The organism is Halovenus salina (genome assembly GCF_026410925.1).
In the GTDB taxonomy this organism is placed as follows: domain Archaea; phylum Halobacteriota; class Halobacteria; order Halobacteriales; family Haloarculaceae; genus Halovenus; species Halovenus salina.
In genome coordinates, this window is record NZ_CP112972.1 from 1,562,375 (window position 1) to 1,587,126 (window position 24,752).

A 24,752-nucleotide genomic window follows, 5' to 3' on the forward strand; every position below is an offset into this window, starting at 1 on the left:
AGCAATAAGAGGGGGTGAGCAGCCGATTTCGTCTACTTGTGGCGGTCGATAAGGTGGTCGGCGACCCGTTCGAACTCAGGGTCGTCCTCAAAGTACCGCTCGGCCAGTGGCTCCTCGGGCATCTCGCCGGTCGAGCGTTTCTCCTGGCCGTAGGAGGGACGCTGTTCGTCGCGGTAGAACCGCCCGGTCAGCACCTCACCCTCGTACAGCTTCGTCTCGGCCTCGTACATCATGTCAGCGGCCTCGCGGCGGTCAGTGCGGTCGAAGTCGTACTCCTCTTGGACGTCGGTGTAGGGGACGTACTCCTTTGCATCCTTATTCCAGGTGGGACACTGGGTGAGGAAGTCGATGTGAGCGAAGCCGTCGTGTTCGACAGCCTCGGCGATGATCTGCTGGGCCTGACGCGGGTTCGTTGCTGCCGTCCGGGCGATATACGACGCTCCGGAGGCAAGCGAGAGCGTCAGCGGCCGGACTGGGTCTTTCGCGCTGCCGGACGGCTGAGTCTTCGATTTGTGACCCTTCGGGCTCGTCGGGGAGGTCTGGCCCTTGGTCAGCCCGAATATCTCGTTGTTGAACACGATGTAGGTCATGTCGTGGTTCTCCCGGGCGGTATGCATGAAGTGGTTGCCGCCGATACCGTAGCCGTCGCCGTCGCCGCCGGCCGCGACGACTTCGAGACCTGGGTTGGCGACTTTCGCGGCCCGAGCGACCGGCAGTGCACGTCCGTGGATGGAGTGATAGCCGTAGCTCTCGAAGTAACTGGAGAGCTTGCCCGAACAGCCGATGCCCGTCACGAGCATGACTTCCTCGGGCGAGCGCCCGAGTTCGGGCATCGCGCCCTTGAGCGCCTTCAGGACCGCGAAGTCTCCACAGCCCGGACACCATGTGGGCTGGGGTTCGACGCCGGGCGTGAAGTCTTCCTTGTCCGATTCGTGTTCCTCGTGGATTGCTGAGAATGCTGTCATCGTGTGTCACCTCGTGTGTCCGTCACGTCAGTCACCTGCCGTGGGGACGAGCCGCATGTTGTTGCCGGAGAGGCCGGTCTCCTCGACACTCGCTTCGAACCCCTCGACGATTTCGCGGGGCTCGAACGGTTCGCCGTCGTACTTGAGCAGACTCGTCAGCTTCGGCCCGAACCGACCGAGTTCCTTCTGGGTGAGGCCACGGAACTGCGCGGTCGCGTTCATCTCGACGACGAGACACTCCTCAACGCTCTCGAGGAATGCCGTCACCTCGCTCTCGGGGTAGGGCATCATGTCGCTGACACCCAGGGCCTTGACAGAGCTGCCGCGGTCGTTGAGACGGTCGACGGCCTCGAAGACGGTGTCCTGCTGGCTTCCCCAGACGAGGATACCGTAGTCGGCGTCGGCAGGGCCGTGGTACGCCTGGTTCGACTCCTCGCTCTCGTTGAGGTCCTCGCGGATAGCAGTCAGCTTTCCAAGCCGTCGGTCCATCTGGGCGGTCCGGATGTCCGGGTCCTCGTTGATGTGACCGACTTCCTGGGACTCGTTGCCCGTCGCGAGGAAGCGTCCCCCCTCTTGGCCGGGGACAGAGCGCGGATTGACGACGTCGTCGCCGTCGTAGGCAAAGCGCTCGAATTTGCCTGCGGCGTCGTGGGCCGCCTCTGACAGCTCCTCCTCACTGAGCACCGCACCCGGGTCGGGGTCGGGCTCGCGGTCGAAGAACTCCGCGGGGACGTTGCGCATCTCCCCGCTCAGCTTCTGGTCGTACACGACGATGGCGGGCAGGTGGTAGTCGTAGGCGTACTCGAAGGCCTGCCGGGTCTGCTCGTAGGCCTCCTGTACGTTTCCTGGTGCGAACACGACACGGCAGGAGTCACCCTGGCTCGTGTAGAGGACGTGTTCGAGGTCTGCCTGCTCGGATTTCGTCGGCATTCCCGTCGATGGGCCGGCACGCATCGCTTCGACCAGCACGACAGGTGTTTCGGTCATCTCTGCCAGCCCCAGGGGTTCGGACATGAGTGCGAACCCACCGCCGGAGGAGCCGGACATCGACTTGACGCCGGTGTGTGAGGCACCGATAGCGAGCGAGGCGGCGGCGATTTCGTCCTCGACCTGCTCGGAGATGCCGCCAAAGCGGGGCAGGTTCTGGGACATGATAGTGAATACGTCGGTCCAGGGGGTCATCGGGTACCCCGAGATGAACCGACAGCCAGCGTCGAGTGCGCCGTAGGCGATGGCGTCACTCCCGGTGACCATCGCCTGCTCGCCGTCGTGGTCGCCCTCGGGGACTTCGAGGTCGTGAGTGTGTTCGAACTCCTGGGCGTGGTCGTAGGCAGCCTGGAGCGTCTCGATGTTTGCCTCGGCGATGTCGCCGCCCATTACTTCCCGCATCAGCTCCTCGAAGTAGCTCGTGTCGACACCGAGCAGTGCTGCGCTAACGCCGACACCGGCCGTGTTTCGCATTACTTCCCGGCCGTGTTCGCGGGCGATACCGCGCAGGTCGACCGGGTAGACGTGCCAGTTGTTCTCCTCGGCGCGCTCGTAGAGGTCGATTGCCTCGACGGCCTCGTCGTCGATGACGCCGCTGTCGTAGACGATGACACCGCCCTCGTTGAGGTCGTCGAAGTGCTCGTAGAGCGGCTTCAGCTCCTCCTCGCCGTAGTACGCCTCGTCGTCGGGGTTACGCGCGAAGCTGTCACCCAGCGAGAGCAGGAAGTCGAATCCGTCACCTCGCGAGCGGACATCGTCCGGCTGTGCACGGACTTCGACGTACGTGTGGCCGCCGCGAATCCGCGAGGGATAGTGTCGGTGTGTGAATACGTCGAGCCCGGCGCGCATCAGCGCCTTCGCGAAGTTTTGGCTCGTCGAGTCGATACCGTCGCCGGATCCGCCGGCGATACGCCACTGGAGTTCGTGGACAGTCATCGGTACCACCTCGGCTCTGGTCTGTCTCCCATGACTAGGCAAACGACCTTCTCCACTAAATACTTGTCACACTGTAACAATCAACATGAATTATTACTAGGGATGGGGCGAGACCGACAGACGAGAGACGGATTAGGGTTCGATTTCCTGCATGAGGCTGACCAGTTCCTGGAGTTGCGGGAACGTGTAGACAGTGACGTTGATGTCTTCTTCGAGCGCCTGCACGCGAGAGTCGAACATCAGGGCCATCTCGTCGTCGCGCTCGCTGACGAGGTCGTTAACCATACTGGAGCCGGGACCGTACGTGAACGTCGGCGTCGACATGTCGATTGTCGTCTCCAGAACGTTCGCCCAGCCGTCGATGAATCCGCTGGTCATGATGTTGCCGATCTCCTGGATAGCCGACCGTTCCATGTCAGAGAAGCCATCTTCGGACTCCTCGGCACCGGCCATATCACCCATCATGCCGTGAGCAAGTTTCTTCGCATCCGGCGCGTTGAACAGAAAGAGAATGTGCCCGTAGGGTCGCTCGACCATCTCGATGCTGATGCCGATCTGTTTGTCGTCACCGACGTGAGCGCGGATATCCGGAATATCGATGAAGTTTATCTTCGTGATCTCCATCTCCGTCTCCATCCCCGTCATCTGGCTCAGGTGGTCCGCGACGGTGTTACCCCCCTCTTTTGCCATCTTGTTGAACAATCCGAGCTTTCGGATATCTATCATCAGCGAGCTCATGAGTGCGCGTTACAGAGGTGTTGAGCCCGCGCCTATATAATACGTGTCCCTCAACCCAGCAGGAACGACACAGACAGGAACAGTCCAAAAGCGAGCGCCACCAGCCCACCGACGACAAACAGCAACGGTCGTTTGCTCAGTCGCCAGGCAGTTCCGCGCTCGGAGGTGTCCGAGACCACCATCGTCTCTGTCTGGCCGTGAGTGAGGACTGCGTCGACGAGGGTACTCCCCCACTCGCCGGCGGACGCGCGTTCGACATCGCCGTACACGTAGACAGACTCCTCGACGTCGAGACGGCGCTCGACAAATCGCTGGTCGTTACCGACCGAAATCTCGGTCACGACGAGGTTGACGGTCTCGTCGTGCTGTGTCTCGATATCCTCCGTGCGGTTGATGTATTTGGCTATCGACGCCGGCGGCTCCTCGCCGCCCGGGACGGTGACGACCTGTTCGTCGAACTTCAGCGTGGCCCCGGTCGGGTCGACTCTCGCAGAGCCAGTCTCATCCTCGACGAGAAACGGGACCGCGACGGCCCCCTCGTCCAGCGTCTTCCAGTAGCTGTTTTTTCCACTGGAGCGGAGCTCCTCCGCCTCGTACGTGCAAGCCAGACACTCGATGTCGGAGAACGGAGCGGTGACCGTACTATCCTCGTCTGTCGGGCGCGCCTGGCCTTCGACCTCCGCCGGCCCGGTGTGCATGACCAGGTCACGAACCGCGATGGGGTCGTTCGTGAGGATATGAAGGACCGGCCGCAGGTGCCACAGGCCGTATCCGAGAGTGAGGCCGCCGACGAGGACGAACACAAGCCCGTACCAGACTGGCGTTGGCAGACTCATAGCTGACCGCAGGAGCGGCCGACGATAAATTCTGTCGGTGGCTCTCCCACAACACAGAATGAGTGAGTTTTTTGATTCTCGACGACGAGCGAACTGTCATGAGTACACATAGCAGTCGAAACGCAGACAGTCTCCATCTTCCTGAGATTGTTCCCTTCGAACTCGCACACGCAACGCGTCTGAGCTGGGAGCTAGGGTCGCGGGTTGTCGACGACGAGGAGGCGACGCTCCACAGCAGCTGGGAGCATGGAACCACCCCGTGGACCCTGACAGTCCATCGCGTGACGAGTAACACGGTCGTGCTGTGTCTCCAGACCCCGGTGGCCCGCGAGCGGTTCTACGGCGCAACCCGGGCCGAGAGCGAGTCCGCAGTCAATGCACTCGCCGCGGCCCCCTCCTGGCGGCGAGTGGACTGCTCGTGATTACTGCGGAACGACTCACAAGAACCACGACGACCGACCCTCGCACGGAAGCATTTTCAGCGTTCGCCGCAGACGCTTCTGTATGACCGAAAAGACGTTCGACGCCGGCGATTTCACCCTCAAACAGGTCCGAGAGTACGTCTGGGAACTTCCACAGGAAGACGACATGCGCGTTCCCGGGCGCGTGCTCGCGAGCGAGACACTGCTTGAAGAGATTACAGACGACAAGAGTCTGCAACAGCTCCGTGACACCACCCATCTGCCGGGCATCCAGAAGTACGCTATCGCCATGCCCGACGCCCACCAGGGGTATGGCTTCCCCGTCGGCGGCGTCGCCGGCCTCGATGCCGAAAACGGCTGTATCAGCCCCGGAGCGGTCGGCTATGATATTAATTGCGGCGTAAGAATGTTAAAAACAAATTTGAAATATGATGAAATAAAGGGGCATGAGGCGGAACTCGTCAACAGCCTGTTCGCGAACGTCCCGACCGGACTCGGCGGCGGGGCCGTCGTCGACAACGCACCCGTCGAGGAGATTCTCGAACGCGGCGTCCAGTGGGCCGTCGAGGAGGGGTACGGCGTCGAATCGGATCTCGCTCACTGCGAAGACGAAGGATTCCGGCCCGAGGCCGACCCAGCGAAAGTCTCACAGAAGGCCAAAGACCGCGGGCGCAACCAGGCGGGCAGTCTCGGCAGCGGCAATCACTTTCTCGAAGTCCAGCGCGTGACCGACATCTACCACGACGACGTGGCCCGGGAGTTCGGGCTCTCGGACGACCAGATTGTCGTCCTCATCCACTGTGGGTCGCGAGGGTTTGGCCATCAGGTCTGTACCGACTACCTCCGGGAGATTGAACAGACCCACCAGGGGCTGCTCGACGAGTTGCCGAGCAAGGAACTCGCCGCGGCCCCAGCCGGCTCGCAGCTCGCAGAGGACTACTACGGCGCGATGTGTGCGGCCATCAACTTCGCGTGGACGAACCGCCAGCTCATCACACACCAGACTCGACAGGTCTTCGAGCGCGTCTTCGACCGCCCCTGGGAGGAGATGGAAATGGAGCTGCTGTACGATGTCTCTCACAACATCGCAAAGAGAGAGGTCCACGATGTCGACGGCGAAGACAAAGAGCTGTTCGTCCACCGGAAGGGAGCAACCCGGGCGTTCCCCGCCGGACGGCAGGAGCTGCCGCCGGCCTACCGTGACGTAGGCCAGCCCGTCATCATCCCCGGGAGCATGGGTGCAGGCAGCTACGTCCTCCGGGGCGGCGAGAACTCGCTGTCGGAGACCTTCGGCTCGACGGCCCACGGTGCCGGTAGACTCATGTCACGAACCCAGGCGAAAAACGAGTACTGGGGCGAGGACGTGATGGACGACCTGCGCGAGGACAACGAAATATACGTCAAGGCCGAAAGTGGCGCGACTGTCGCCGAGGAGGCGCCTGGCGTCTACAAGGATGTCGACGAAGTCGTGGCCGTCTCGGATGCGCTGGGTATCGGCGACACCGTCGCTCGCACGTATCCCGTCTGTAATATCAAAGGGTAGTTCAGGACTCCGGTGCCTGGATGGGACCGTCCTCCTCTTCCGTGGGCTCGTTCCACGTCGCCAGAACAATTCCATCGGCCTCTGCGAACGGGTCTTCGCTATCTTCGTTGCGCTGTCTCTCCGGATAGTAGCGAATTTCGATGAAGTCCTCCTCGTTGACCTTAGCACCGTATGCGTTGCCCGGGGTCAGTCGCGTCGGAAGGTTGTTCGGTTCGACCGTCGCGTTGGGTGCGACACCCTCGATTTGTGCCCACGTCACCTCGTTCTGTGGTCCGGAGACGACGAGGTTGCCAGCACGCAACGAGTCGCCCTCGTCGTAGAAGATGAGCAGATGTTTGAGTTCCTCGGCGTGGTCGAAGCTGAAGTCGGCACCGTACTCGTTGCTTTCCTCGTCGTCGAGTAGGGTCACTGTCATCCCGACAGAGGCCGTCGCGACGACGGTCAACACGACGAGGACGGCGACGCCGGTACCCTCGGAGATACCACGGGGTCCGATCTGACGCATCGAGTGAGGCTACTCGACGGACGGATAAATGTGGTTCGACTGCTCAAAGCGTTAGGAAAAGCCCGTAGGGAACGAGAAAGAGAAGCGCTGTCATGACAGCGAGAATCAACAGATAGCCGGAGATAGTTCCCAGCGCGGTCGCAAACGACGGGTGGTCGAACGGTTCTGGGACGTTCATACAGTTGTTTTGCGGTGGCGTTTGAAAATAGTATCGGGGTCAGTTCGTTTCGAATCCCTCGAGCGTTTCCGAGAGTTGTGCCGCCTGCTCGGCGAGGTCAGTGACATTCTTTGAGACCGAGCTCATCGAGGCGGCCTGTTGCTCGGCGGTTGCGGCGGTGTTTTCTGCCTGGGTTGTCGTCCGCTCAGCAATCGAGGCCACCTCATCGACCATGGCGACGACCCGCTCGGTCGAGGTTGCCTGCTCGTCTGCTGCGGCTGATATTTCGGCGATACCGTCGCTGGTCTCGGCGGCATACTCCGCGACCTCCGAGAAGGCGGCAGCGGCGTTTTCGACGGATTCGGTGTGCTCGTCGACGTGGCCGCTGGCTGTCTGGACGGCTTCTGCGGACTCCTGTGTCTGGCCGCGAATCGATTCGAGGCGGCGCTCGACCTCGTCTGCAGCTTCTTTAGCGTCCTCAGAGAGTGCCTTGACCTCGTTTGCGACGACACCGAATCCGTCGCCGCCGTCACCGCTTGCGCGAGCGGCCTCGATATTCGCGTTCAGCGCCAGGATGCTGGTCTGCTCGGCGATATCGGCCATCCTGGCAATTAGGTCATCGACCTGCTGGACCTGGTCTTCGAGCTGTGCAATCTCCTCGACAGCGCGCTGTGACTCGGCGCGAATCGTCTCCATCCCGTCGATTGCGGCCTGTGCATCCTCGCGTCCCTTTCGGCCCGTCTCGGCGGTCTCCTCTGCAACCGAGGCAACCTGGTCCGAGGACGCTGCAATCTCCTCGATGGTGGCCGACAGGTCGTTCATCTCGGCAGTAACCGCCTGGAGCTCGTCGCTTTGTTCCATCGCCCCATCCGAAATCTCCTGAATCGCCTGGCTCACGTCCTCGCTGGCGACGCGAATCTCCTCGCTGGAGTTGGTGACGTCTTCGCTCTCGGTCGCGACCTCGGTGGCGAATGTGGTAATCTCCTGAATCGTGGCCTCGAACTCCTTGAGCATCGCGTTGAAGTCGCGTGCAATCGCCGCCATCGCCTCGTTGTCGTTATCCGGTTCCATCCGGACAGTGAGGTTGCCGTTGGCCGCCTTGCGCATCACGTCGCTGTAGCTATCGGCCGAGGCCTCGATCTGTTCGTTTATCGTTTCGGCCTCCTCGCGGGCATTGGCCGCCTGCTCGCGGGCACCCTCGGCTCGTTCCCGGGCGTCGTTGGCCTCTGACAGGGCCTCCTCGGCCTCGGTAATCCGTTCACGAAGTGAGTCGCGCATGCTGGCGAAGCCGGCGTACAGCTCGCCAATCTCGTCGGTCCGAGCGGTCTCGAATTCGACCGACAGGTTTCCGTTTTCCATCTCTGTTGCACGGTCGTTGAGCGCCGTAATCGAGTTGGTGATAGAGCGACCCCCGACCACGCCGACGACAATCAACACCCCGAACGCCAGCGCCAGCATGATAACGAAACTCTCGATGACACTGTCTCTGATTGCGAAGGCTTCGCCCTCGGGGCTGCTCGTGACGACGGTCAACCCCGTGTCGCCGATAGGTTGGCTGCCGTGAATCTCGCCGCCGGTCTGGGTCACCGTCGCGTTCCCGCTGCTCGACCCTTCGCGCTGGACAACGGCGGGATCAACATCCTCCTGTCCGAACACAGCCTCGCCGTCCTGGTTGGCGATAATCGTCCGCGAGTTCGCTATCGTCTGGCCGAACGCTGGGCCGCCATCTGCGGGCACCTCACCGATGAGGACGTGAGACGGTTCCAGCAGGCGCTGGCGGCCGAAACCGACGACCGTCTCACCGGTCGGCGAGGTGTACCGGGATGGAGCAATGAACTCACTCGATTCCGTGACGAGTGTCTCGTTGACACGCTCGAAGAGATTTTCCCCGACTGCTTGCTCGGCAGAGCTCGCAAGCACCTCTCCGCTTTCCCTGTCGACGAGATGAATCTGTGCGAAGTACTCCGAGTCGTCACGCCCCCGCGTAAGCAGGTCACTCCGGACCCGCTCGTTGTCGACATCGAGCCCTTCGTCCCCAGCAACCCCTGCCAGGTGGCTGAACCGATTGCCCTGCCAGGCGGTATAGATATCCGCATGAAGGCCCGCCGTCTCCTCGACCTGTGTCGAGACCTGTGAATCAAGCTCGTCGGCGATACTCGTCTGGAAAAACAGTGCAATCGCCCCGATAAGAAAGACGATGAGAAGGATCCCAACGACGAACTTTGCCAGTAAGTTGTCCGAGATCATAGATGGAATGAGACGCCCCATCCCTGTATCAGACTGCCCCAACCGATCATCCTCGGTTGACGTTCCATCTTCCATGGAAGTTGATTGGTACCATGCAACTTTAATTTAACCTGCATTCCCACCGATAGTGATTTGCGAAGAGAAAATGAAGCAAGGTAACTCCACACAACAACGTGAACTATTTACAGGATGAACATGATGTAGCAAACAGCATGGCACGCTACCAGTTGTTCTCCGAGGATTCTGAGACGCCACTGGTCGACGCAATCCGGGGGCGGGTGCTGCTAACGCTCGCACTCGGAGCGGCCGCACTGTTGTTGTTCGACCTGCTCGCCGGCCTAGTGGGCGTCGAGCTTGTCGAGTTTGGCGGCAGAACACTCGGGGGGGATATCGCGTTGGGTACCGTTGGTGAGCGCATCTGGACGGGAACCATAGTCGGCCTGATATTCGGACTCGCGGGTATCGGGCTCTCGATGACGTACAGTATTCTCAGCTTCGCGAACTTCTCACACGGTGACCTGTTCACGACCGGGGCCTTCACCGGATGGGGGGTTGCACTCCTGATTGCCGGGTGGGGCGTCGGCGATACGGGCTATCTGTTGCTCGTACGGTCGGGAACCGGCGCCAGTCCGACCGACATCGGTGCCTCGATTGTCGCCTCGCCGCTCGCAATCCTCATCGGCGTCATCGTCGCAGCGGTCGCGACGACTGCAATCGCCTTACTTGCCGACCGCGTTGTTTACAAACCGATGCGCGACAGAGGTGGGATTCCGCTACTCATCTCCTCGATTGGTGTCGCGCTGGCGCTTCGGTCGACGGTTCAGTTCGTCTATGGCTCCCAGACCCGAGGAGTCACGGGGACCGAGGGCGTCCAGCGGAGTGACTTCCTTGGAACGGGTATCACGGTCGATCTCCACCAACTGACGCTGCTGGTCGTCGCACTGGGATTGATGATCGGGATGCATCTCCTCCTCCAGCGGACCAAGCTCGGGAAGGCGATGCGGGCGATGGCCGACAACAAAGACCTCGCACTCGTCACCGGTATTCCGACAGAGCGCATCGTCCGTGCGACCTGGATACTCGGTGCCAGCCTCGCCGGCATCGCCGGCTTCCTGTACGTGCTCGAACGTGGCACGATGAGCTACAACGTCGGCTGGTTCCTGTTGCTTTTCATCTTCGCGGGGGTCATCCTCGGTGGTATCGGCTCCATCTACGGCGCGATTGCCGGGGGCCTCGTCATCGGCTTCGTCCACGAGGTCTCGCTCATCTGGATTTCCTCTGACTTCAACGCCGCCGCCGCGTTCCTGATTATGATTCTCGTCTTGCTGTACCGGCCAGAGGGCATCTTCGGCGGGGTGACAACCGCATGACCGCCAGCCAGACGGAGTCGGTCGGCCTTCGCGACCGGTTTGTCGGCTGGATAGAACAGAGCGACCGCCGTATCGTGCTCGCGACGGTCGCGTTCGTGTACGGCCTGTTCGCGGTGCTCGTCGTGCTCGAACAGGGGCTTGGACTTGGAACAGTCAACTCCATTTTCGGCGCCTGGCGGACTATCACATTCCTCTTTGCCGCCTACGCGTTGCTCACGCTGGCGTTGAACCTCCAGTGGGGATACACCGGCATGTTCAACATCGGTGTTGCGGGCTTTATGGCGGTTGGTATCTACACGATGGGGATGCTCAGTACGTCGCCAAACGCCCTCTCGGGACAGGGACTCGGCCTCCCGTTGCCGATTGGCATCCTTGGAGGCATGATTGCGGCGGCACTTGTCGGCCTCCTCGCCGCGGTTCCAGCACTCCGGGTGAACGCGGACTACCTGGCGATTATCACGCTGGGACTCTCTGAGATTATTCGGCTCTCGGCCGGCTCCCGGACGCTGTCGCAGTGGACAACGAATACGTTCGGGGCCGGCACTGGCGGCGGGAGCGGAATGGACCTCCCCGACCGGCCAACGGACGCGATTTTCAACAGCTCGTTTGGCGAGTCACTCGTCGACCTGTTCACGGTCGATGTTCCCAGAATCGATATGTTGTTGTTCGAGTTCGGCAACAAAGAGGTGACACTCATCAGTGGCTCAATCCTCAATGACTTCATCTGGTCGTTGGTGATGTTGCTGGTGTTAGTCGGTGTCTATTGGATGATTCGTCGTGTCGGCCAGTCCCCGTTCGGACGGGTTCTCAAGGCCATCCGTGAGGACGAACTCGTCGCGCAGTCACTCGGCAAGGACACCCGCCGTTTCAAAATCAAGGTGTTCATGCTCGGCTGTGCGTTGATGGGGCTTGCCGGTATCCTCTGGCAGGGGAGTCAGGGCTTTGCAAACCCCAACTCCTTCCGGCCGGTTATCACGTTCTACGCGTTCATCGCGCTGATTATCGGCGGCTCCGGCTCGAATACGGGCAGTGTTGTCGGCTCGATTCTGTTCGTGGGCCTCCTCTTCGAGGGGCCCCGGCAGGTGGGTGCGATTATCAGCGCACGGCTCGATATCGCCAATGCGCCTAATACCTTCGACGGTGCAATCGCGCCGCTGGCACAGCTCGATGTCGTCCCGTTCCTGGCGTACGCCGTCAACAACATCGCACCACTGCAGTTCGTGTTACTCGGCGTCGTGCTGATTATCATCGTCCAGAAACGCCCCAACGGCGTGCTCGGTGACCGGAGCGAAACCGCTGCCGCAATCAACCTCAACAAAGGAGAGGATACCAATGAGTGAAGCAACCACGACACCCCCCGAAGAGGACGCCTCGGGGGCGGCCGACGACGAGGCGGCAACGCCGCTCCGGGTGGAAGGGCTCGAAAAACGGTTTGGCGGCATCGTCGCCGTCGACGACGCGAGTTTCGATGTCAAGACCGGAACCCTCACCGGACTCATCGGTCCCAACGGCGCGGGCAAGTCGACGACGTTTAACTGCATCACCGGCGCGCTTACGCCGACCGACGGTGAAGTGTACTTCCAGGGCAGGAAGGTAACCGGGATGCGCCCCGAACAAATTGCAAACCGCGGGCTCGTCCGTACCTTCCAGATTGCGCGGGCACTCTCGGAGATGACGGTCTTGGAGAATCTGATGCTCGCGCCCAAGGCACAGCAAGGCGAGAAGCTGTGGCGTTCGGTGACCCCGGGTGTCCGTAAGGGAGTCATCGAACAGGAGACCGAGATACGCGAACAGGTCTGGGAGACACTGGAGTTCTTCGAGATCGACCACCTCGCCCACGAGGAGGCGGGGAACCTCTCGGGCGGCCAACAGAAGCTGCTCGAGCTGTCGCGGGCGATGATGACCGACCCGGACATGCTGTTGCTCGACGAGCCGATGGCCGGCGTCAATCCGACCCTCGAAGACAAACTCCTCGACCGCATCCACTCCTTGCGGGAGGACGGATACACCTTCCTGCTGGTCGAACACGACATGGATGTCATTATGGAGGAGTGTGAACGAGTCATCGTCATGCACCAGGGGTCGATTCTTGCCGACGGCAACCCCGAGGAGATTCGCGACAACGAACAGGTCATTGAGGCGTATCTGGGTGAGGACATATGAGCGAACAGGAGACACCGACGGCAGAAGAGTCGACCGCAGACGAACACGGAGACGTTTCAGCCAAGACCGACCCGCTCGCGGCTGCGCCCGAGGAGTCACTGCTCGAGGTGCGTGACCTCGATGCCGGCTACGGCGACCTCCAGATTCTCGAAGACGTCGACCTCGATGTCGGCGACGGCGAGTACGTTACCGTCGTCGGCCCCAACGGTGCGGGCAAATCGACCGTGATGAAATCGGTCTTCGGGCTGACGACGTACATGGGCGGGACAGTCGTCTTCGACGACGAGGACATTCACGGTCTGCGCCCCGAGGAAATCATCTACAAGGGAATCAGCTACGTCCCCCAGAACGACAACATCTTCCCGACGCTGTCGGTCCAGGAGAACCTGGAGATGGGCGCGTACATCCTCGACAAGGTGCCACAGGACCGCCTCCAGGATGTCTACGACCGGTTCCCGATTCTCGAAGAGCGGAAATCCCAGAAAGCCGGCTCGATGTCCGGCGGTCAGCGCCAGATGGTGGCGATGGGTCGGGCGCTGATGCTCGACCCGGATCTGCTGTTACTCGATGAGCCCTCTGCCGGACTCGCGCCGGACCTGGTCGAGGAGATGTTCGACCGCATCGACCGCATCAACGACGACGGCACGGCGATACTGATGGTCGAACAGAACGCGAAAGAGGCTCTGCGGCGGTGTGACCGGGGGTACGTCCTCGCGCAGGGCCAGAACGGCTACGTCGATACGGGCGACCGTCTGCTGGCCGACGAGGAAGTCCGCCAGCAGTTCCTGGGCGGCTGACTCCGTTTCCGGCGAGAACGCTACTTCTACAGCCGCTGTCGACTCGTTCGCACAGTGTAAAAAAAAAGGTGGTCGGTCTAGCTGAAGTCGATGGTCCGCTGGACCTGAGCCTCGCCGTCCTGATATCGGAGGACATCGTAGGAGACTGCTTTCATGTCGCCGTTGTCGTCGAAGTCCACGGCCGAGGACGCGCCCGTGTACTGGATTTCTTCGCCGGCGGCGGCCATCTCGAGCCCCTCGGCGAGGTTGTCTGCGGTGATCTCCGTTCCCGGTGGGTTTGCGACGTTACGCATGTTGTCGCGGATGGCGGTGCCGTCGTTCTCGCCGGCCATCGCGTTGGCGAGGACGACACACGCGGCGGCGTCGTAGGCGTGGGCGTTGAAGACGCCCGGTTCGCGGTCCCACTCCTCCTGGTAGAGTTCGGCGAAGCGCTCTGCGCCGGCACCGCCAGCCGCCGGGGCAGTACCCCAGACGTTGGTCATCGGATTGCCGACCTCGCCTGGGAGCGTGTCGTCGATGAGGCCGTCGGGAACGATAATCGGGAAGTCCTCACTGAATCCGTTATAGAAGTCACGGAACAGCTGGATACCCGACTGTGGGAATCCGACAATCCACAGGAAGTCGGGGTCGGCATTCATGGCCGTATCGAGCTGTGAGGAGTACGACGGCTGCTCTGGCTCGAAGGAGACCCGTTCGAGGGCCTCGCCGTCGTGTTCGTTTCGGAATGCCTCGACGAACGCCTCTTCGAGTGCCTGCCCGTAGTTGTCGTTGAGGAACATCGTCGAGACGGTGCTGGCGTCGAACTCCTCGACTGCGACCTGGGCGATGACCGGGCCCTGGAGCGCGTCCGACGGCGCCGTCCTGAAGATGTAGCCGTTGTCGTCGAGGTTGCTGACTGCCGGCGCGGTCGAGGACGGCGAGATGCCGACGACCTCGTTCGGGATGAACGACTGGCGGGTCACCTGGAGGTTGACGTTCGAAGAGGCCGAGCCGACCACGGCAGGGTATCCAGCGTCGACCAGCGAGTTGGCCTCGCTGATACCGGTCTGGGGGTCGGTCTGGGTGTCGCTGGTACCGACATCGAAGCTGAAGTCGGTCTCGCTTCCGAGCTGTCGGCCGACGAGTTCGGCACCGTCACCGATCGGCGTACCGAGTGAGCCGAGGTCGCCGGTTTCTGGCATCAACACGCCGTACCTGATTTCGCGGGCCTCAACCTCGCCTCCGCCGTCGCCACCGTCTCCACCATCGCCGCCGTCACCGCCGTCGCCACCGTCGCCGCCGTCGCCGCCGTCACCGCCGTCGCCGCCGTCGCCGCCGTCCTCTCCATCGTCGCCGTCGTCGCCGTCGTCGCCGCCGCCGATACAGCCTGCCAAGCCGATAGCTCCTGTCGCCCCGATGCCTTTGAGTATGTCACGTCTTCGTTTTTTGCGCATGCCTGAAAGGGTATAGCACACCGGGTTTAATAAAACCTATTGTAAAATCGACCGGAATTCAATCGTTCGCGTCAGAACCATACTGGCTGAAGGGACCACTACCCCGGACAGGGAGTGTAACAAATATGGTGATTTTGACACAGCAGCGCCTGATAGAACAGCTGATATCGGAGGCAACAGCGCAAAGTGTCGTCAGCGCCCTTGTTCCATTCCTTCTTTGAACCCCTGTGCACTCCGCCGTATCAGAAGGAAGACGAAAAAGACGAACAGGAGAATGAGCGCGAGAACCGAGACGACGATGACCGTGTTCATACACGCACATTTACTGGCAGGGCAAAAGAGCTTTCGGGGACACCTGCCAGACAGCCTGAGGTCAGTGTGTCCTGTCGTATTTGTATGCCCGGCCAGTACTACCGAGCGATGGCAGACGATGCCACCGACTTCCCCCGCAGTGCGCCGGGCGTCGAGAGCGCCGACCTCCGCGGCGAAACCGGCGCTGTACAGGTTTACACCGCACGCCTCGTGGATGGTCCCGAGAACGTCCGTCTCATCACCACGGTGTCGGATGCCGCGCCACAGGACCAGACGGCAGTCCGCGACCGCCTCGATACCTGGGAAGCACTCGACACACACCACGGTATCAGCACCGTCTACGAGCAGGGAGACGAGCCACGGCCGTGGCTCGCGGCCACCACGGCAGGAACTCCCCTCTCTGAGGCCGCCCCGCTGTCAGTCGAACAGACGCGGGCAGTCCTCAGCGACCTGGCCGAAGCCCTCCGGCACGCAGCCGCCGGCCACACTCCGGGTACTATCGCGCCAGCCAACGTGCGCGTTACCGAAGACGGCGCGACACTCGACTGGCCAACAGGAGCCACCGACAGCGACCCGGTTGTTCAGCTCGGCCGGCTGGCGTACTACGCGGTGACGGCACAGTCGTCAGACGGCGGAATCGAATCGCTCGCCGACAGCGCACCTCCGGAGTTTGTCAGCGTCGTCGAGACTGCGCTCGCTACGGACCCAGAGGACCGGTATGACTCACCGTACGCGTTCAAACGCGCGCTCCTATTCGAGAGCCACGAGTCGCCCAAGCCGCCGAGCGACGACAGCGACAGCACCGGCGCGCCACTCAACGGGGAGCCGCTGACAGACGCCGGCAACGAGGGCGGCCCGAGGGTCGGCCGGCGTGCCCTCCTCGCTGGGGTCGGAGTTGGGGCTGCTGCCGTCGCAAGCGGTGCCTGGGCCACGACGGCGTATCTGGGAGCGTCCGGAGGCGGAGCGTTCCCCCAGTTCCGGTTCGACGCCGCGAACACGGGGTACGCAGCCCAAAACGCCGGCCCGACCGACGGCGTGACAGAAGCCTGGTCGGTCAACCTCGGCGAACGGATACAGTCATCGCCGGTCGTCGCAGACCAGGCGGTCCTCATCAGCGACGGCCGCGAGTTGTCGTATGCCCTGTCGACCCAGGACGGCAGCGAGCGCTGGCGCACATCGCTCAGTGCCTTCGGTGCGATTACGGCCACAGTCGACGGCGGCAGTGTGTACTTTGCCGATAACGCCCGGGGGGAGTCGGCGGCTATTACGGCACAGTCGCTCTCTGAGGGGACCGAGCGCTGGCGGGATAACACGATTGATACGTCTGTCAGAACGCCGACTGTCCACGACGACCGCCTGTATGTCTTTGGCAACCAAGGGGTGCACGCCCTCGACACCGGCGGCGAACTCAGATGGGAGACCGATACCGTCTCGATGACTGGCCTTGCCGGTGCCGCCGCCGGGGAGACGCTGTACGCCAGCGTACTTACCCGTTCCTCCCCCGAGACGGGCTGGGAAGAGCGGACTACCGGAATCGTCGCCCTCGACGCAACCGACGGGAGCACCCGCTGGCTGTTCGAGAGCGACGCGACGGTCAACTCTTCACCGGCCATCGACGGCGACAGCGTCTACGCTGGCAACGCCAACGGCGAATTACTGGCAGTCGACAGTCAAGAAGGCGAACAACGGTGGCGCTTCGAGGCAGACGAGCCGATTATCTCCTCGCCCGCTGTCACAGACCACGCAGGCGGGACCGTCTACGTTGGCTGTAACGACGGCTACGTCTACGCCGTCGACAGCGAGCAGGGCGAGCAACGGTGGGAGTACGATACCGGCGGGGTGGTCGTCTCCTCGCCCGCGGTTGCCTCGGATACCGTCTACGTCGGCAGCACTAACGGGACCGTCTACGCGCTGGACGCGACGGAGGGGACCGTTCGCTGGCGCTTCGAGACCGGTGACGAGGTTGTCTCCTCGCCAGCAGTCGTCTCGAACAGGGTGTTCGTCGGGAGCAACGACGGGAACCTCTATGCGCTGACAGAGCCCTGACCCGGGACAATCGATTCTCCTTTAATCCCGGCGAACTGTTAGCACACATATGAGCGAGGATACAGCGGACGAACGCCGGTTCGGCGAGGTCGGCAACCAGTACGACCCCGACGCGGTCGAGAACCGTGTTTTCGACCACTGGGACGCCGTCGACGCCTACGAACGGACGAGAGAGCACCGTGCCGACGAGGAGCCATACTACTTCCTCGATGGTCCCCCCTACACCTCCGGTTCGGCGCACATGGGCCACGCCCTGAACAAGAGTCTCAAGGACTGTTACATCCGGTTCAAGCGGATGCAGGGTCACGATGTCTACGACCGGCCGGGCTACGATATGCACGGCCTGCCAATCGAGACAAAGGTCGAGGAGGAACTCGACTTCGAGAACAAGAAAGACATCGAAAACTACGGCGTCGACAACTTCGTCGACGACTGCCGCGAGTTCGCCCAGGACAGCCTGGAGCAGCTCACGGAGGATTTCAAGTCGATGGGTGTCTGGATGGACTGGGAGGACCCGTACCGGACAATCGACCCCGAGTACATGGAGGCCGCCTGGTGGGGGTTCGCCGAGGCAAACGACCGCGGGCTCGTCGAACAGGGTCAGCGCTCGATTACGCAGTGTCCCCGGTGTGAGACCGCCATCGCGAACAACGAAGTCGAGTACGAGGACGTTCACGACCCCTCGATCTACGTGAAATTCGACCTCTCCGAGCGAGAGGGGTCACTCGTCATCTGGACGACGACGCCGTGGACGATTCCCGCGAACACGTTCGTCGCGGTCGATGGTGAACTGACGTATCAGGCTGTTCGCGCAAGCACGCCAGATGGGACCGAGGAGGTCCTGTGGGTCGCCGAGGCTTGCGTCGAGGAGGTCATCGAGCAGGGCGGCTACGAGGACTACGAAATCGTCGAGGAGGCGACCGGCGAGGAGATGGTCGGCTGGGCGTACGACCACCCACTCGCCGAAGAGGTTCCAGACCACCCTGACTTTGAGGGAGCCTGTCAGGTCTACGCCGCCGACTACGTCGAGGCAGACCGGACAGGGCTGGTCCACTCCGCGCCCGGCCACGGTGAAGAGGACTTCGCCCGCGGCCAGGAACTCGGCCTGGAAGCGTTCTGTCCGGTCGGAAGCGATGGCGTCTACACCGAGGCCGCCGGCAGATACGCGGGACAGTTCGTCCGCGACGCAAACGACGACATCATCGCCGACCTCGAAGCTGAGGGTCGGATGCTCCACGCGGACGAAACCCAGCACAGCTACGGCCACTGCTGGCGGTGTGACACCGGCATCGTCCAGATGGTCACAGACCAGTGGTTCATCACCGTCACCGACGTGAAAGCGGACCTGCTGGACAACATCGAGGACAGCAACTGGTACCCGGAGTGGGCACGGGACAACCGCTTCCGGGATTTCGTCGAGGAGGCCCCGGACTGGAACGTCTCCCGCCAGCGCTACTGGGGCATTCCCATCCCAATCTGGCTACCGACGGAGACCACAGACGGCGAGAGTCTGACCTGGAGCGGCGAGATGGACGACGCCATTGTCGTCCCCACCCGCGAGGAACTCACCGAGCGCGTCGACCAGGATATCGATCCCGAGACGGTCGACCTCCACAAGGGCACCGTCGACGACCTCACCATCACGGAAGAGGGCGTCGTCTACGAACGAGTTCCCGACGTATTCGACGTCTGGCTCGACTCCTCGGTCGCCTCCTGGGGAACGCTTGGCTACCCCAGCGACAAGAGCCAGCACGACGAGCTCTGGCCGGCCGACCTCGTCATCGAGGCACACGACCAGACCCGTGGCTGGTTCTGGTCACAGCTCGGGATGGGAACGGTCTCAGTCGACCAGGTTCCTTATAATAACCTCCTGATGCACGGCCACGCGCTGATGCCAGATGGCCGCGCAATGTCGAAATCAAAGGACATCCGCATCGACCCCCACGACGTCATCGACAAACACGGGGTCGACCCGCTCCGGCTGTTCCTGCTGTCGGTTAACCCCCGCGGCGAGGACATGCAGTTCTCGTGGGAGGGGACTGAGAAGATGCAACGCCAGCTCAACATCCTCTGGAACGTCGTCCGCTTCCCGCTGCCGTATATGGAGGCAGACGGCTTCAGTCCGGCCGAGACGAGCGTCGAAGCGGTCGAAGACGACCTCGAACTGGTCGACGAGTGGATTCTCTCGCGGCTCGCGACGACCGCCGAGACGGTCACCGAGGAGTTGGAAGAGTTTGCCAACGACCATGCCGTCGAGGCGCTGCTTGAGTTCATCGTCGAGGACGTGTCTCGGTTCTACGTCCAGGTTGTCCGCGAGCGCATGTGGGACGAGGCCGACTCCCCCTCGAAACGTGCAGCCTACGCGACGCTGTACCGCGTCCTCGAGGAGACGGTGACGATGATGGCCCCGTTCGCGCCGCTGGTCGCCGAGGAACTGTACGGCGCACTCACCGGTGACGCGGGCCATCCGACGGTACACATGGCCGACTGGCCAGATCCCGAGGAGAAACTCCAGGACAGCGAGCTCGAAGCTGAGATTACGGCCGTCCGCGCGGTCGAGGAGGCCGGCTCGAACGCTCGCCAACAGGCCGAACGTAAGCTGCGCTGGCCCGTTCCGGAGGTCGTCATCGACACGGGCAGCGAGCGGCTGGCCGAGGCAGTCGAGGCACAGACCGACCTTGTTTCCGAGCGGCTCAACACGCGTGACGTGCGGGTGCTCGGCCCTGACGACGAGTGGGGCGAGATTCGTTACTCCGCGACCGCGGACATGTCGAAGCTCGGCCCCGCCTTCGGCGAGGACGCTGGCCCCGTAATGAACGCGCTCAACGGGGCACGCGTCGACGAGCCGACACTCGACGCGCTCGAAGCGGCCGTCGAAGCCGAGACGGGGATGGACGTAGAGCTGACAGACGAGATGGTGGAGGTCGTCACCGAGACCCCTGAGGGTGTCTCCGCGACCGAGTTCGAGGTACTCGACGGGACTGGCGTTGTCTACGTCGACACCGACCTCACCGAAGATATCGAGAGCGAGGGGTACGCCCGCGAGGTCATCCGCCGGGTCCAGGAGATGCGCAAGGACCTCGACCTCGACATCGAGGAGGAGATTCAGGTCGACCTCGACGTAAAAGACGACCGTGTGGCCGCGCTGGTCCGGAACCACGAGGGCCTCATCGGCGAGGAGGTCAGAGCCGCTTCGTTCGGCACAATCGAGGACGGCCACCGCGAGAGCTGGACCGTCGAAGGCGTCGAGATGGAAATCGCAATCCGGCCGCTGAGCGAGCAGACGGCCTGAAACCGGGAGGGGAGCACTTATGCCACGCCGTACCGTAAGCCTGCAGTATGACAAATCCGGTCGAAGCGAACGTCGTTACCCGATTCGTCCTCGGACTCGGCGTGATTCTCGCGATGATGGTCGGCGGCGGTGCCGCCGGGCAAGCGGTCGGCGGTACTGGACTCCCCTACGCTGAGGGCGCAGGAGTCGCACTGGGAGCGCTCGCAGTCTTTCTTGGCTTCGTCGTTGTCTATCGCCGATACGACGCCTCCTTTAGCGAATAACACGACACCGCAGACGCAGTTTCTCGCAGTGAAACAGGGACGAGGCCTGTAAGTGAGATCTCCAGATATCTGGGGTATGGAGTGGACGCGCAGACGGACGTTGGCCTGTGCCGTCGGCATCGGGACGACAGCACTGGCCGGCTGTCTCGACGACGGGCCGGGCCGGTCGCTTTCGGAGACGCCGACTGGCAGCTGGCAGCAGGTCGCACACGACGCCGCCAACACCGGCGTCTCCGCGGTCACAGTCCCCGACCGCGGGACACCAGCCTGGGAAAACGGCGACGCCTGGGAGATACCCCCACTCGTGGCCGACGACACCGTCTTCTCGGTTGCAACGCAGGTGGACGCACTCGACGCTCGGACCGGCGAGACGCGCTGGAGCGTCGACCTCGATGCCGAAACCGGAGACGCCACCGCCCCCGCGGTGACCGACGACGCCCTGATACTCGGCGTGACCGGGCGCGTGGTCGCATTCGCACGCGAAGACGGTGAGAAGCTGTGGGAAACGAACATCGACGGGGTCGCAGCCGGGCCAGCGACGGCCGACCCTGACGACGAGGTCGTGCTTGTCCCGTTCCGGCGCCGTGAACAGGGCGGTCTCGTGGCCCTCGACGTAGCGACGGGTGACACCGAGTGGACGGCACAGTTGCGCGTCTCGTTGTACTCGGTGCCGGCGGCGATACGAGAGGGACGCGTCTACGCAGCTGGCTACCGCGAGGACGAAACGTCTGTGCTCCGGCGATACAGCCTCGACGGTGGGACACAGGACTGGGAGACCGAACTCACCGAGGCCGAGACACCGCCCGTCGTCACGTCGGCTGGTGTCTTCATCAGCGACGGCGGGAAACTCAAACGGTACGACCACGCGGGCGCGAACCCTGAGGTGCTACTCGACCTCACAGGAGAGGAGCGGACGCTACGCGGGATACGGGCGCTCGCGGTCGCCGAGGAGACCGCGTTTGTTCTCTCCCCTGACGGGTTATTCGCCATCTCCGTGGCCGACGGGAGCCGCCGGTGGCAGGCGTCGGTCGAGCCGCTTGCGACTGCCGACAGCATCTGTATCGGCAACAAGACCGTCGTCGTCTCCGTCACCTCCGACGAATTCGACACCAGATGGCCCTGTGTCGCCGCGTTCGACCGCGCCGACGGCTCGACGCGGTGGTATCACTCCGTCGGCAAGTCCTTCGACCCGACACTGGGGCCAACGGCTATCGCCGACGGCGCGGTGTATTTTCTGAGTAACACGGTCGACGGTGTCGCCGCGCTCGGTGATTTGCCGCCGAAGAGCTGAACGGCGACAGACACCGTCGGCAATCTGCGCTACTTCACAACACAAACGTTATATCCCTCTACGCAGAGTGTATAGATATGAACTCGCCGGGCCACCGTCTCACCGCGCCCAGCGCACAGGCAGTGAGTGTCTTCTCCATTCGTCCCACTATTTTCACATTTTTTAAACGTTTTACACGCTTTACAGCGTAATCGCGCCAGTTTCGGGACACAGTTCCCGCGGCGTACGGTAATCGGGCTGCCAGGGTAACCCGGCCGCTCGTCTGCATTGTCTCACTACTGTCTTTCGACCCCCCACAGATGTCTGCACATAACCCACCAGCGAACCGACGCACCGACCGCACCGCAAACGAACACCACGTCGACGCCGAGCGCGGCTACGTATCGACGCGCGTCCTACTCGACTCGGGCACGCGCCCGACCTGTGATGCGTGTGGCGACAGCATCGAACTGAAGTCGCGGCACAAATGCCTCACTGTTCCGGATGAGGGCAGCCTCGAAGAGTACACTTTCTGTGACGACGCCTGCCTCGCGCGACGCGTCGACCCCCAGTAGCGTTTCGTTAGTTCCACTCGTCTGCGAGGACGCTGTACCAGTAGACATCCTGATACTCGCCGTCGATGAAGGCCGCCTCGCGGTGAGTGCCCTCGCGGGTAAACCCAACTGATTCGAGTAGCGCCTGAGAGGCGTCGTTGAACTCGAAGACGCGAGCAGAGATGCGGTGGAGGCCGCGCTGGGCGAAGGCGTAGTCGGTCACCAGCTTGACGGCCTCGCTACAGTATCCTTGCCGGCGGTAGTCGGCGTCCATCCAGTACCCAAGCTCCTCGGCGTGTGTCTGTGTTTCCTTTGGCGTCAGACCCACCAACCCCGCGGCCTCGCCGTCGACAGCCACGAGGAGGTTCACCTGGCCCTCCTCCGAGACGATATTCTCGAAAAAGGCCTCTTCCTGTGGGCCGTTGACCGGCGTCGACGCCCCGATTGCCCGCCACACGGAGGGGTCGTTGACGGCCTCCTGCATGAAATCGAGGTCCTCGCGCTCTATCGTTCGCAACGCGACTCGGTCGCCGGAGAGAAAGACTGGTCCTGGCATATCCCGGATTTCATGCCAGACTACAAAAACGATTTGCTGGGTATGCTAGATATACCCAGCCATATACGTAGACTCTGTGCGGCAGTCAGGCCGAGTGGAGTTCGATGGCCGCGCCCTGACCGAAGCCGATACATTCGGTCGCCAGTCCGAGGTCCGCGCCGCGGCGGTTCATCTCGTGGGCGAGTGTGACCGGCAGGCGCGCGCCAGACGCGCCGAGCGGGTGGCCGATGGCGATTGCGCCGCCGTTGACGTTGAACATATCGTCCTCGAAGCCGAGTTCGTCCTGACAGTACAGCGTCTGGCTGGCGAAGGCCTCGTTCAACTCGACGAGGTCGTACTCCTCGATGTCGCGGCCGGTCCGCTCGGCCAGCTCCCGGACGGCTGGAACCGGGCCGACGCCCATGACCGTCGGGTCGACGCCAGCGACGTTGTGGTCGCCAATTTCGGCCAGCACGTCGAAGCCACGCTCGTCGGCGAACTCCCGGCTGGTAATCAGGAGGCCAGAGGCCCCGTCAGAAACCTGTGACGCGTTGCCCGGCGTGACGCTGCCGTCGGCTTTGAATACAGACGGAAGCCCGGACAGTGCCTCCATCGACGTGTCCGGCCGGATGCCCTCGTCTTTCTCGACGACACCGTCGTCCGTTTCGATGGGGACAATCTCCTCGGCAAAACGGCCCTCATCGGTGGCCGCTGCGGCGCGTTGCTGGCTCTGGAGCGCGTACTCGTCTTGTTCCTGGCGGCTGATGTCGAACTCCTCGGCGACCTTCTCGGCGGTCATCCCCATGCCGAGTTCGGCGACGTTGTACTCCTCGTTCAGGCCGGGGTGGACGTTGTGGGTGTTCTGTCCCATCTCGACGCGGCTCATCGACTCGACGCCGCCGGCGATGAGGACGTCACGCTGGCCCGCCGCGATGGCGTCGGCGGCCCGCATCACAGACTCGGCCGAAGATGCACACCAGCGGTTGAGCGTACTCGCCGGCGTGGCCTCTCCCAGTTCCGAGAGGAGTGCGATGACGCGAGCGAGGTTGTTACCCTGCTCGTCGCGTTGCTGGGCACACCCCCAGAGTAGGTCGTCGACGTCGTCGCCCGATAACCCGGTTCGAGCGAGCATCTCGTCGATGAGCGGCACCGAGAGGTCCTCGCTACGCACGTCGGCGAAGACGCCGTCTTCCTTGCCCTGTGGTGTTCGTACTGCTTCGACGATAACTGGGGTATTTGCTGACATACACCTCGTTTCGGCGGTAGGCATGTTAAACACACGGGAACCCTGACCCAGTGGTGAATCGTTGTTTCGGCGGCGAGAGCGGTCGACAGCCGTCGGAAACGACAAACCGTGGACCCAAAGGCTCAATTGTGTTAT

22 protein-coding genes are annotated in these 24,752 nt (G+C 62.5%); 11 read left to right on the plus strand and 11 right to left on the minus strand.

The window, feature by feature from the left end; all coding sequences use genetic code 11:
- Nucleotides 1–32 precede the first annotated feature (32 nt).
- From OSC37_RS07930 to OSC37_RS07945, 4 genes are all read right to left on the minus strand, one after another.
- Nucleotides 33–965: a thiamine pyrophosphate-dependent enzyme gene (locus OSC37_RS07930; RefSeq protein WP_267164047.1), complete on the minus strand. Its 933-nt coding sequence runs from the start codon at nucleotides 963–965 to the stop codon at nucleotides 33–35.
- A gap of 27 nt (nucleotides 966–992) precedes the next feature.
- Nucleotides 993–2,888, minus strand: a complete 1,896-nt coding sequence (locus OSC37_RS07935) for a 2-oxoacid:acceptor oxidoreductase subunit alpha (RefSeq protein ID WP_267164048.1) — start codon at nucleotides 2,886–2,888, stop codon at nucleotides 993–995.
- Between the two features lie 132 nt (nucleotides 2,889–3,020).
- Nucleotides 3,021–3,614 (minus strand): chemotaxis protein CheC, encoded by a 594-nt coding sequence (locus tag OSC37_RS07940; RefSeq protein WP_267164049.1) that lies wholly within the window; start codon nucleotides 3,612–3,614, stop codon nucleotides 3,021–3,023.
- A gap of 62 nt (nucleotides 3,615–3,676) precedes the next feature.
- Entirely contained in the window at nucleotides 3,677–4,462 is a 786-nt protein-coding gene (locus tag OSC37_RS07945; protein WP_267164050.1) for a GIDE domain-containing protein, read from the minus strand.
- A gap of 98 nt (nucleotides 4,463–4,560) precedes the next feature.
- Here OSC37_RS07945 and OSC37_RS07950 point away from each other — a divergent pair, with 98 nt between their 5' ends.
- On the plus strand, nucleotides 4,561–4,884 hold the full coding sequence (locus OSC37_RS07950; RefSeq protein WP_267164051.1) for a hypothetical protein: 324 nt from the start codon (nucleotides 4,561–4,563) through the stop codon (nucleotides 4,882–4,884).
- An 82-nt stretch (nucleotides 4,885–4,966) separates the two neighbouring features.
- Complete coding sequence (locus OSC37_RS07955) at nucleotides 4,967–6,427, plus strand: RtcB family protein (RefSeq protein ID WP_267164052.1); 1,461 nt, start codon at nucleotides 4,967–4,969, stop codon at nucleotides 6,425–6,427.
- Between the two features lies 1 nt (nucleotide 6,428).
- Here OSC37_RS07955 and OSC37_RS07960 read toward each other — a convergent pair whose 3' ends face one another.
- From OSC37_RS07960 to OSC37_RS07970, 3 genes are read right to left on the minus strand one after another with little or no spacing between them, the layout of a single operon-like run.
- Nucleotides 6,429–6,932, minus strand: coding sequence for a hypothetical protein (locus OSC37_RS07960; protein ID WP_267164053.1), 504 nt, complete (start codon nucleotides 6,930–6,932; stop codon nucleotides 6,429–6,431).
- Between the two features lie 43 nt (nucleotides 6,933–6,975).
- Nucleotides 6,976–7,110: a hypothetical protein gene (locus OSC37_RS07965; RefSeq protein WP_267164054.1), complete on the minus strand. Its 135-nt coding sequence runs from the start codon at nucleotides 7,108–7,110 to the stop codon at nucleotides 6,976–6,978.
- A gap of 39 nt (nucleotides 7,111–7,149) precedes the next feature.
- Complete coding sequence (locus OSC37_RS07970) at nucleotides 7,150–9,411, minus strand: methyl-accepting chemotaxis protein (RefSeq protein WP_267164055.1); 2,262 nt, start codon at nucleotides 9,409–9,411, stop codon at nucleotides 7,150–7,152.
- 137 nt (nucleotides 9,412–9,548) lie between these two features.
- Between OSC37_RS07970 and OSC37_RS07975 the strand changes: the two genes are divergently transcribed.
- From OSC37_RS07975 to OSC37_RS07990, 4 genes are read left to right on the plus strand one after another with little or no spacing between them, the layout of a single operon-like run.
- Nucleotides 9,549–10,706 carry a branched-chain amino acid ABC transporter permease gene (locus OSC37_RS07975; RefSeq protein ID WP_267164056.1) on the plus strand — a complete coding sequence of 386 codons (1,158 nt, stop codon included), beginning with the start codon at nucleotides 9,549–9,551 and terminating at the stop codon, nucleotides 10,704–10,706.
- Nucleotides 10,703–12,046: a branched-chain amino acid ABC transporter permease gene (locus OSC37_RS07980; protein ID WP_267164057.1), complete on the plus strand. Its 1,344-nt coding sequence runs from the start codon at nucleotides 10,703–10,705 to the stop codon at nucleotides 12,044–12,046. Before OSC37_RS07975 ends, OSC37_RS07980 begins: the two co-directional genes overlap by 4 nt.
- Nucleotides 12,039–12,869, plus strand: coding sequence for an ABC transporter ATP-binding protein (locus OSC37_RS07985; RefSeq protein WP_267164058.1), 831 nt, complete (start codon nucleotides 12,039–12,041; stop codon nucleotides 12,867–12,869). Before OSC37_RS07980 ends, OSC37_RS07985 begins: the two co-directional genes overlap by 8 nt.
- Nucleotides 12,866–13,666 (plus strand): ABC transporter ATP-binding protein, encoded by an 801-nt coding sequence (locus OSC37_RS07990; protein WP_267164059.1) that lies wholly within the window; start codon nucleotides 12,866–12,868, stop codon nucleotides 13,664–13,666. Before OSC37_RS07985 ends, OSC37_RS07990 begins: the two co-directional genes overlap by 4 nt.
- Before the next feature lie 77 nt (nucleotides 13,667–13,743).
- On the opposite strand, the gene OSC37_RS07995 is transcribed toward OSC37_RS07990, so the two are convergent.
- Complete coding sequence (locus OSC37_RS07995; RefSeq protein ID WP_267164060.1) at nucleotides 13,744–15,099, minus strand: ABC transporter substrate-binding protein; 1,356 nt, start codon at nucleotides 15,097–15,099, stop codon at nucleotides 13,744–13,746.
- A 192-nt stretch (nucleotides 15,100–15,291) separates the two neighbouring features.
- Entirely contained in the window at nucleotides 15,292–15,411 is a 120-nt protein-coding gene (locus OSC37_RS19145) for a DUF7859 family protein (protein WP_438267595.1), read from the minus strand.
- An 84-nt stretch (nucleotides 15,412–15,495) separates the two neighbouring features.
- On the opposite strand from OSC37_RS19145, the gene OSC37_RS08000 reads away from it, so the two are divergent.
- The 5 genes from OSC37_RS08000 to OSC37_RS08020 all read left to right on the plus strand — a co-directional run bounded on the left by OSC37_RS08000 (nucleotide 15,496) and on the right by OSC37_RS08020 (nucleotide 22,857).
- Nucleotides 15,496–17,457, plus strand: coding sequence for an outer membrane protein assembly factor BamB family protein (locus tag OSC37_RS08000; protein ID WP_267164061.1), 1,962 nt, complete (start codon nucleotides 15,496–15,498; stop codon nucleotides 17,455–17,457).
- A gap of 49 nt (nucleotides 17,458–17,506) precedes the next feature.
- Entirely contained in the window at nucleotides 17,507–20,749 is a 3,243-nt protein-coding gene (gene ileS, locus OSC37_RS08005) for an isoleucine--tRNA ligase (RefSeq protein WP_267164062.1), read from the plus strand.
- Between the two features lie 47 nt (nucleotides 20,750–20,796).
- On the plus strand, nucleotides 20,797–21,012 hold the full coding sequence (locus OSC37_RS08010; RefSeq protein ID WP_267164063.1) for a hypothetical protein: 216 nt from the start codon (nucleotides 20,797–20,799) through the stop codon (nucleotides 21,010–21,012).
- A 76-nt stretch (nucleotides 21,013–21,088) separates the two neighbouring features.
- A complete protein-coding gene (locus OSC37_RS08015) occupies nucleotides 21,089–22,303 on the plus strand; it encodes an outer membrane protein assembly factor BamB family protein (RefSeq protein ID WP_267164064.1) in 1,215 nt (404 codons plus the stop codon).
- A gap of 299 nt (nucleotides 22,304–22,602) precedes the next feature.
- A complete protein-coding gene (locus OSC37_RS08020) occupies nucleotides 22,603–22,857 on the plus strand; it encodes a DUF7576 family protein (protein WP_267164065.1) in 255 nt (84 codons plus the stop codon).
- Between the two features lie 7 nt (nucleotides 22,858–22,864).
- Here the strand turns inward: OSC37_RS08020 and OSC37_RS08025 are convergent, their stop codons facing one another.
- Nucleotides 22,865–23,392, minus strand: coding sequence for a GNAT family N-acetyltransferase (locus OSC37_RS08025; RefSeq protein ID WP_267164066.1), 528 nt, complete (start codon nucleotides 23,390–23,392; stop codon nucleotides 22,865–22,867).
- Nucleotides 23,393–23,477: 85 nt separating this feature from the next.
- Nucleotides 23,478–24,617: a thiolase family protein gene (locus OSC37_RS08030; protein ID WP_267164067.1), complete on the minus strand. Its 1,140-nt coding sequence runs from the start codon at nucleotides 24,615–24,617 to the stop codon at nucleotides 23,478–23,480.
- Between the last annotated feature and the right edge of the window lie 135 nt (nucleotides 24,618–24,752).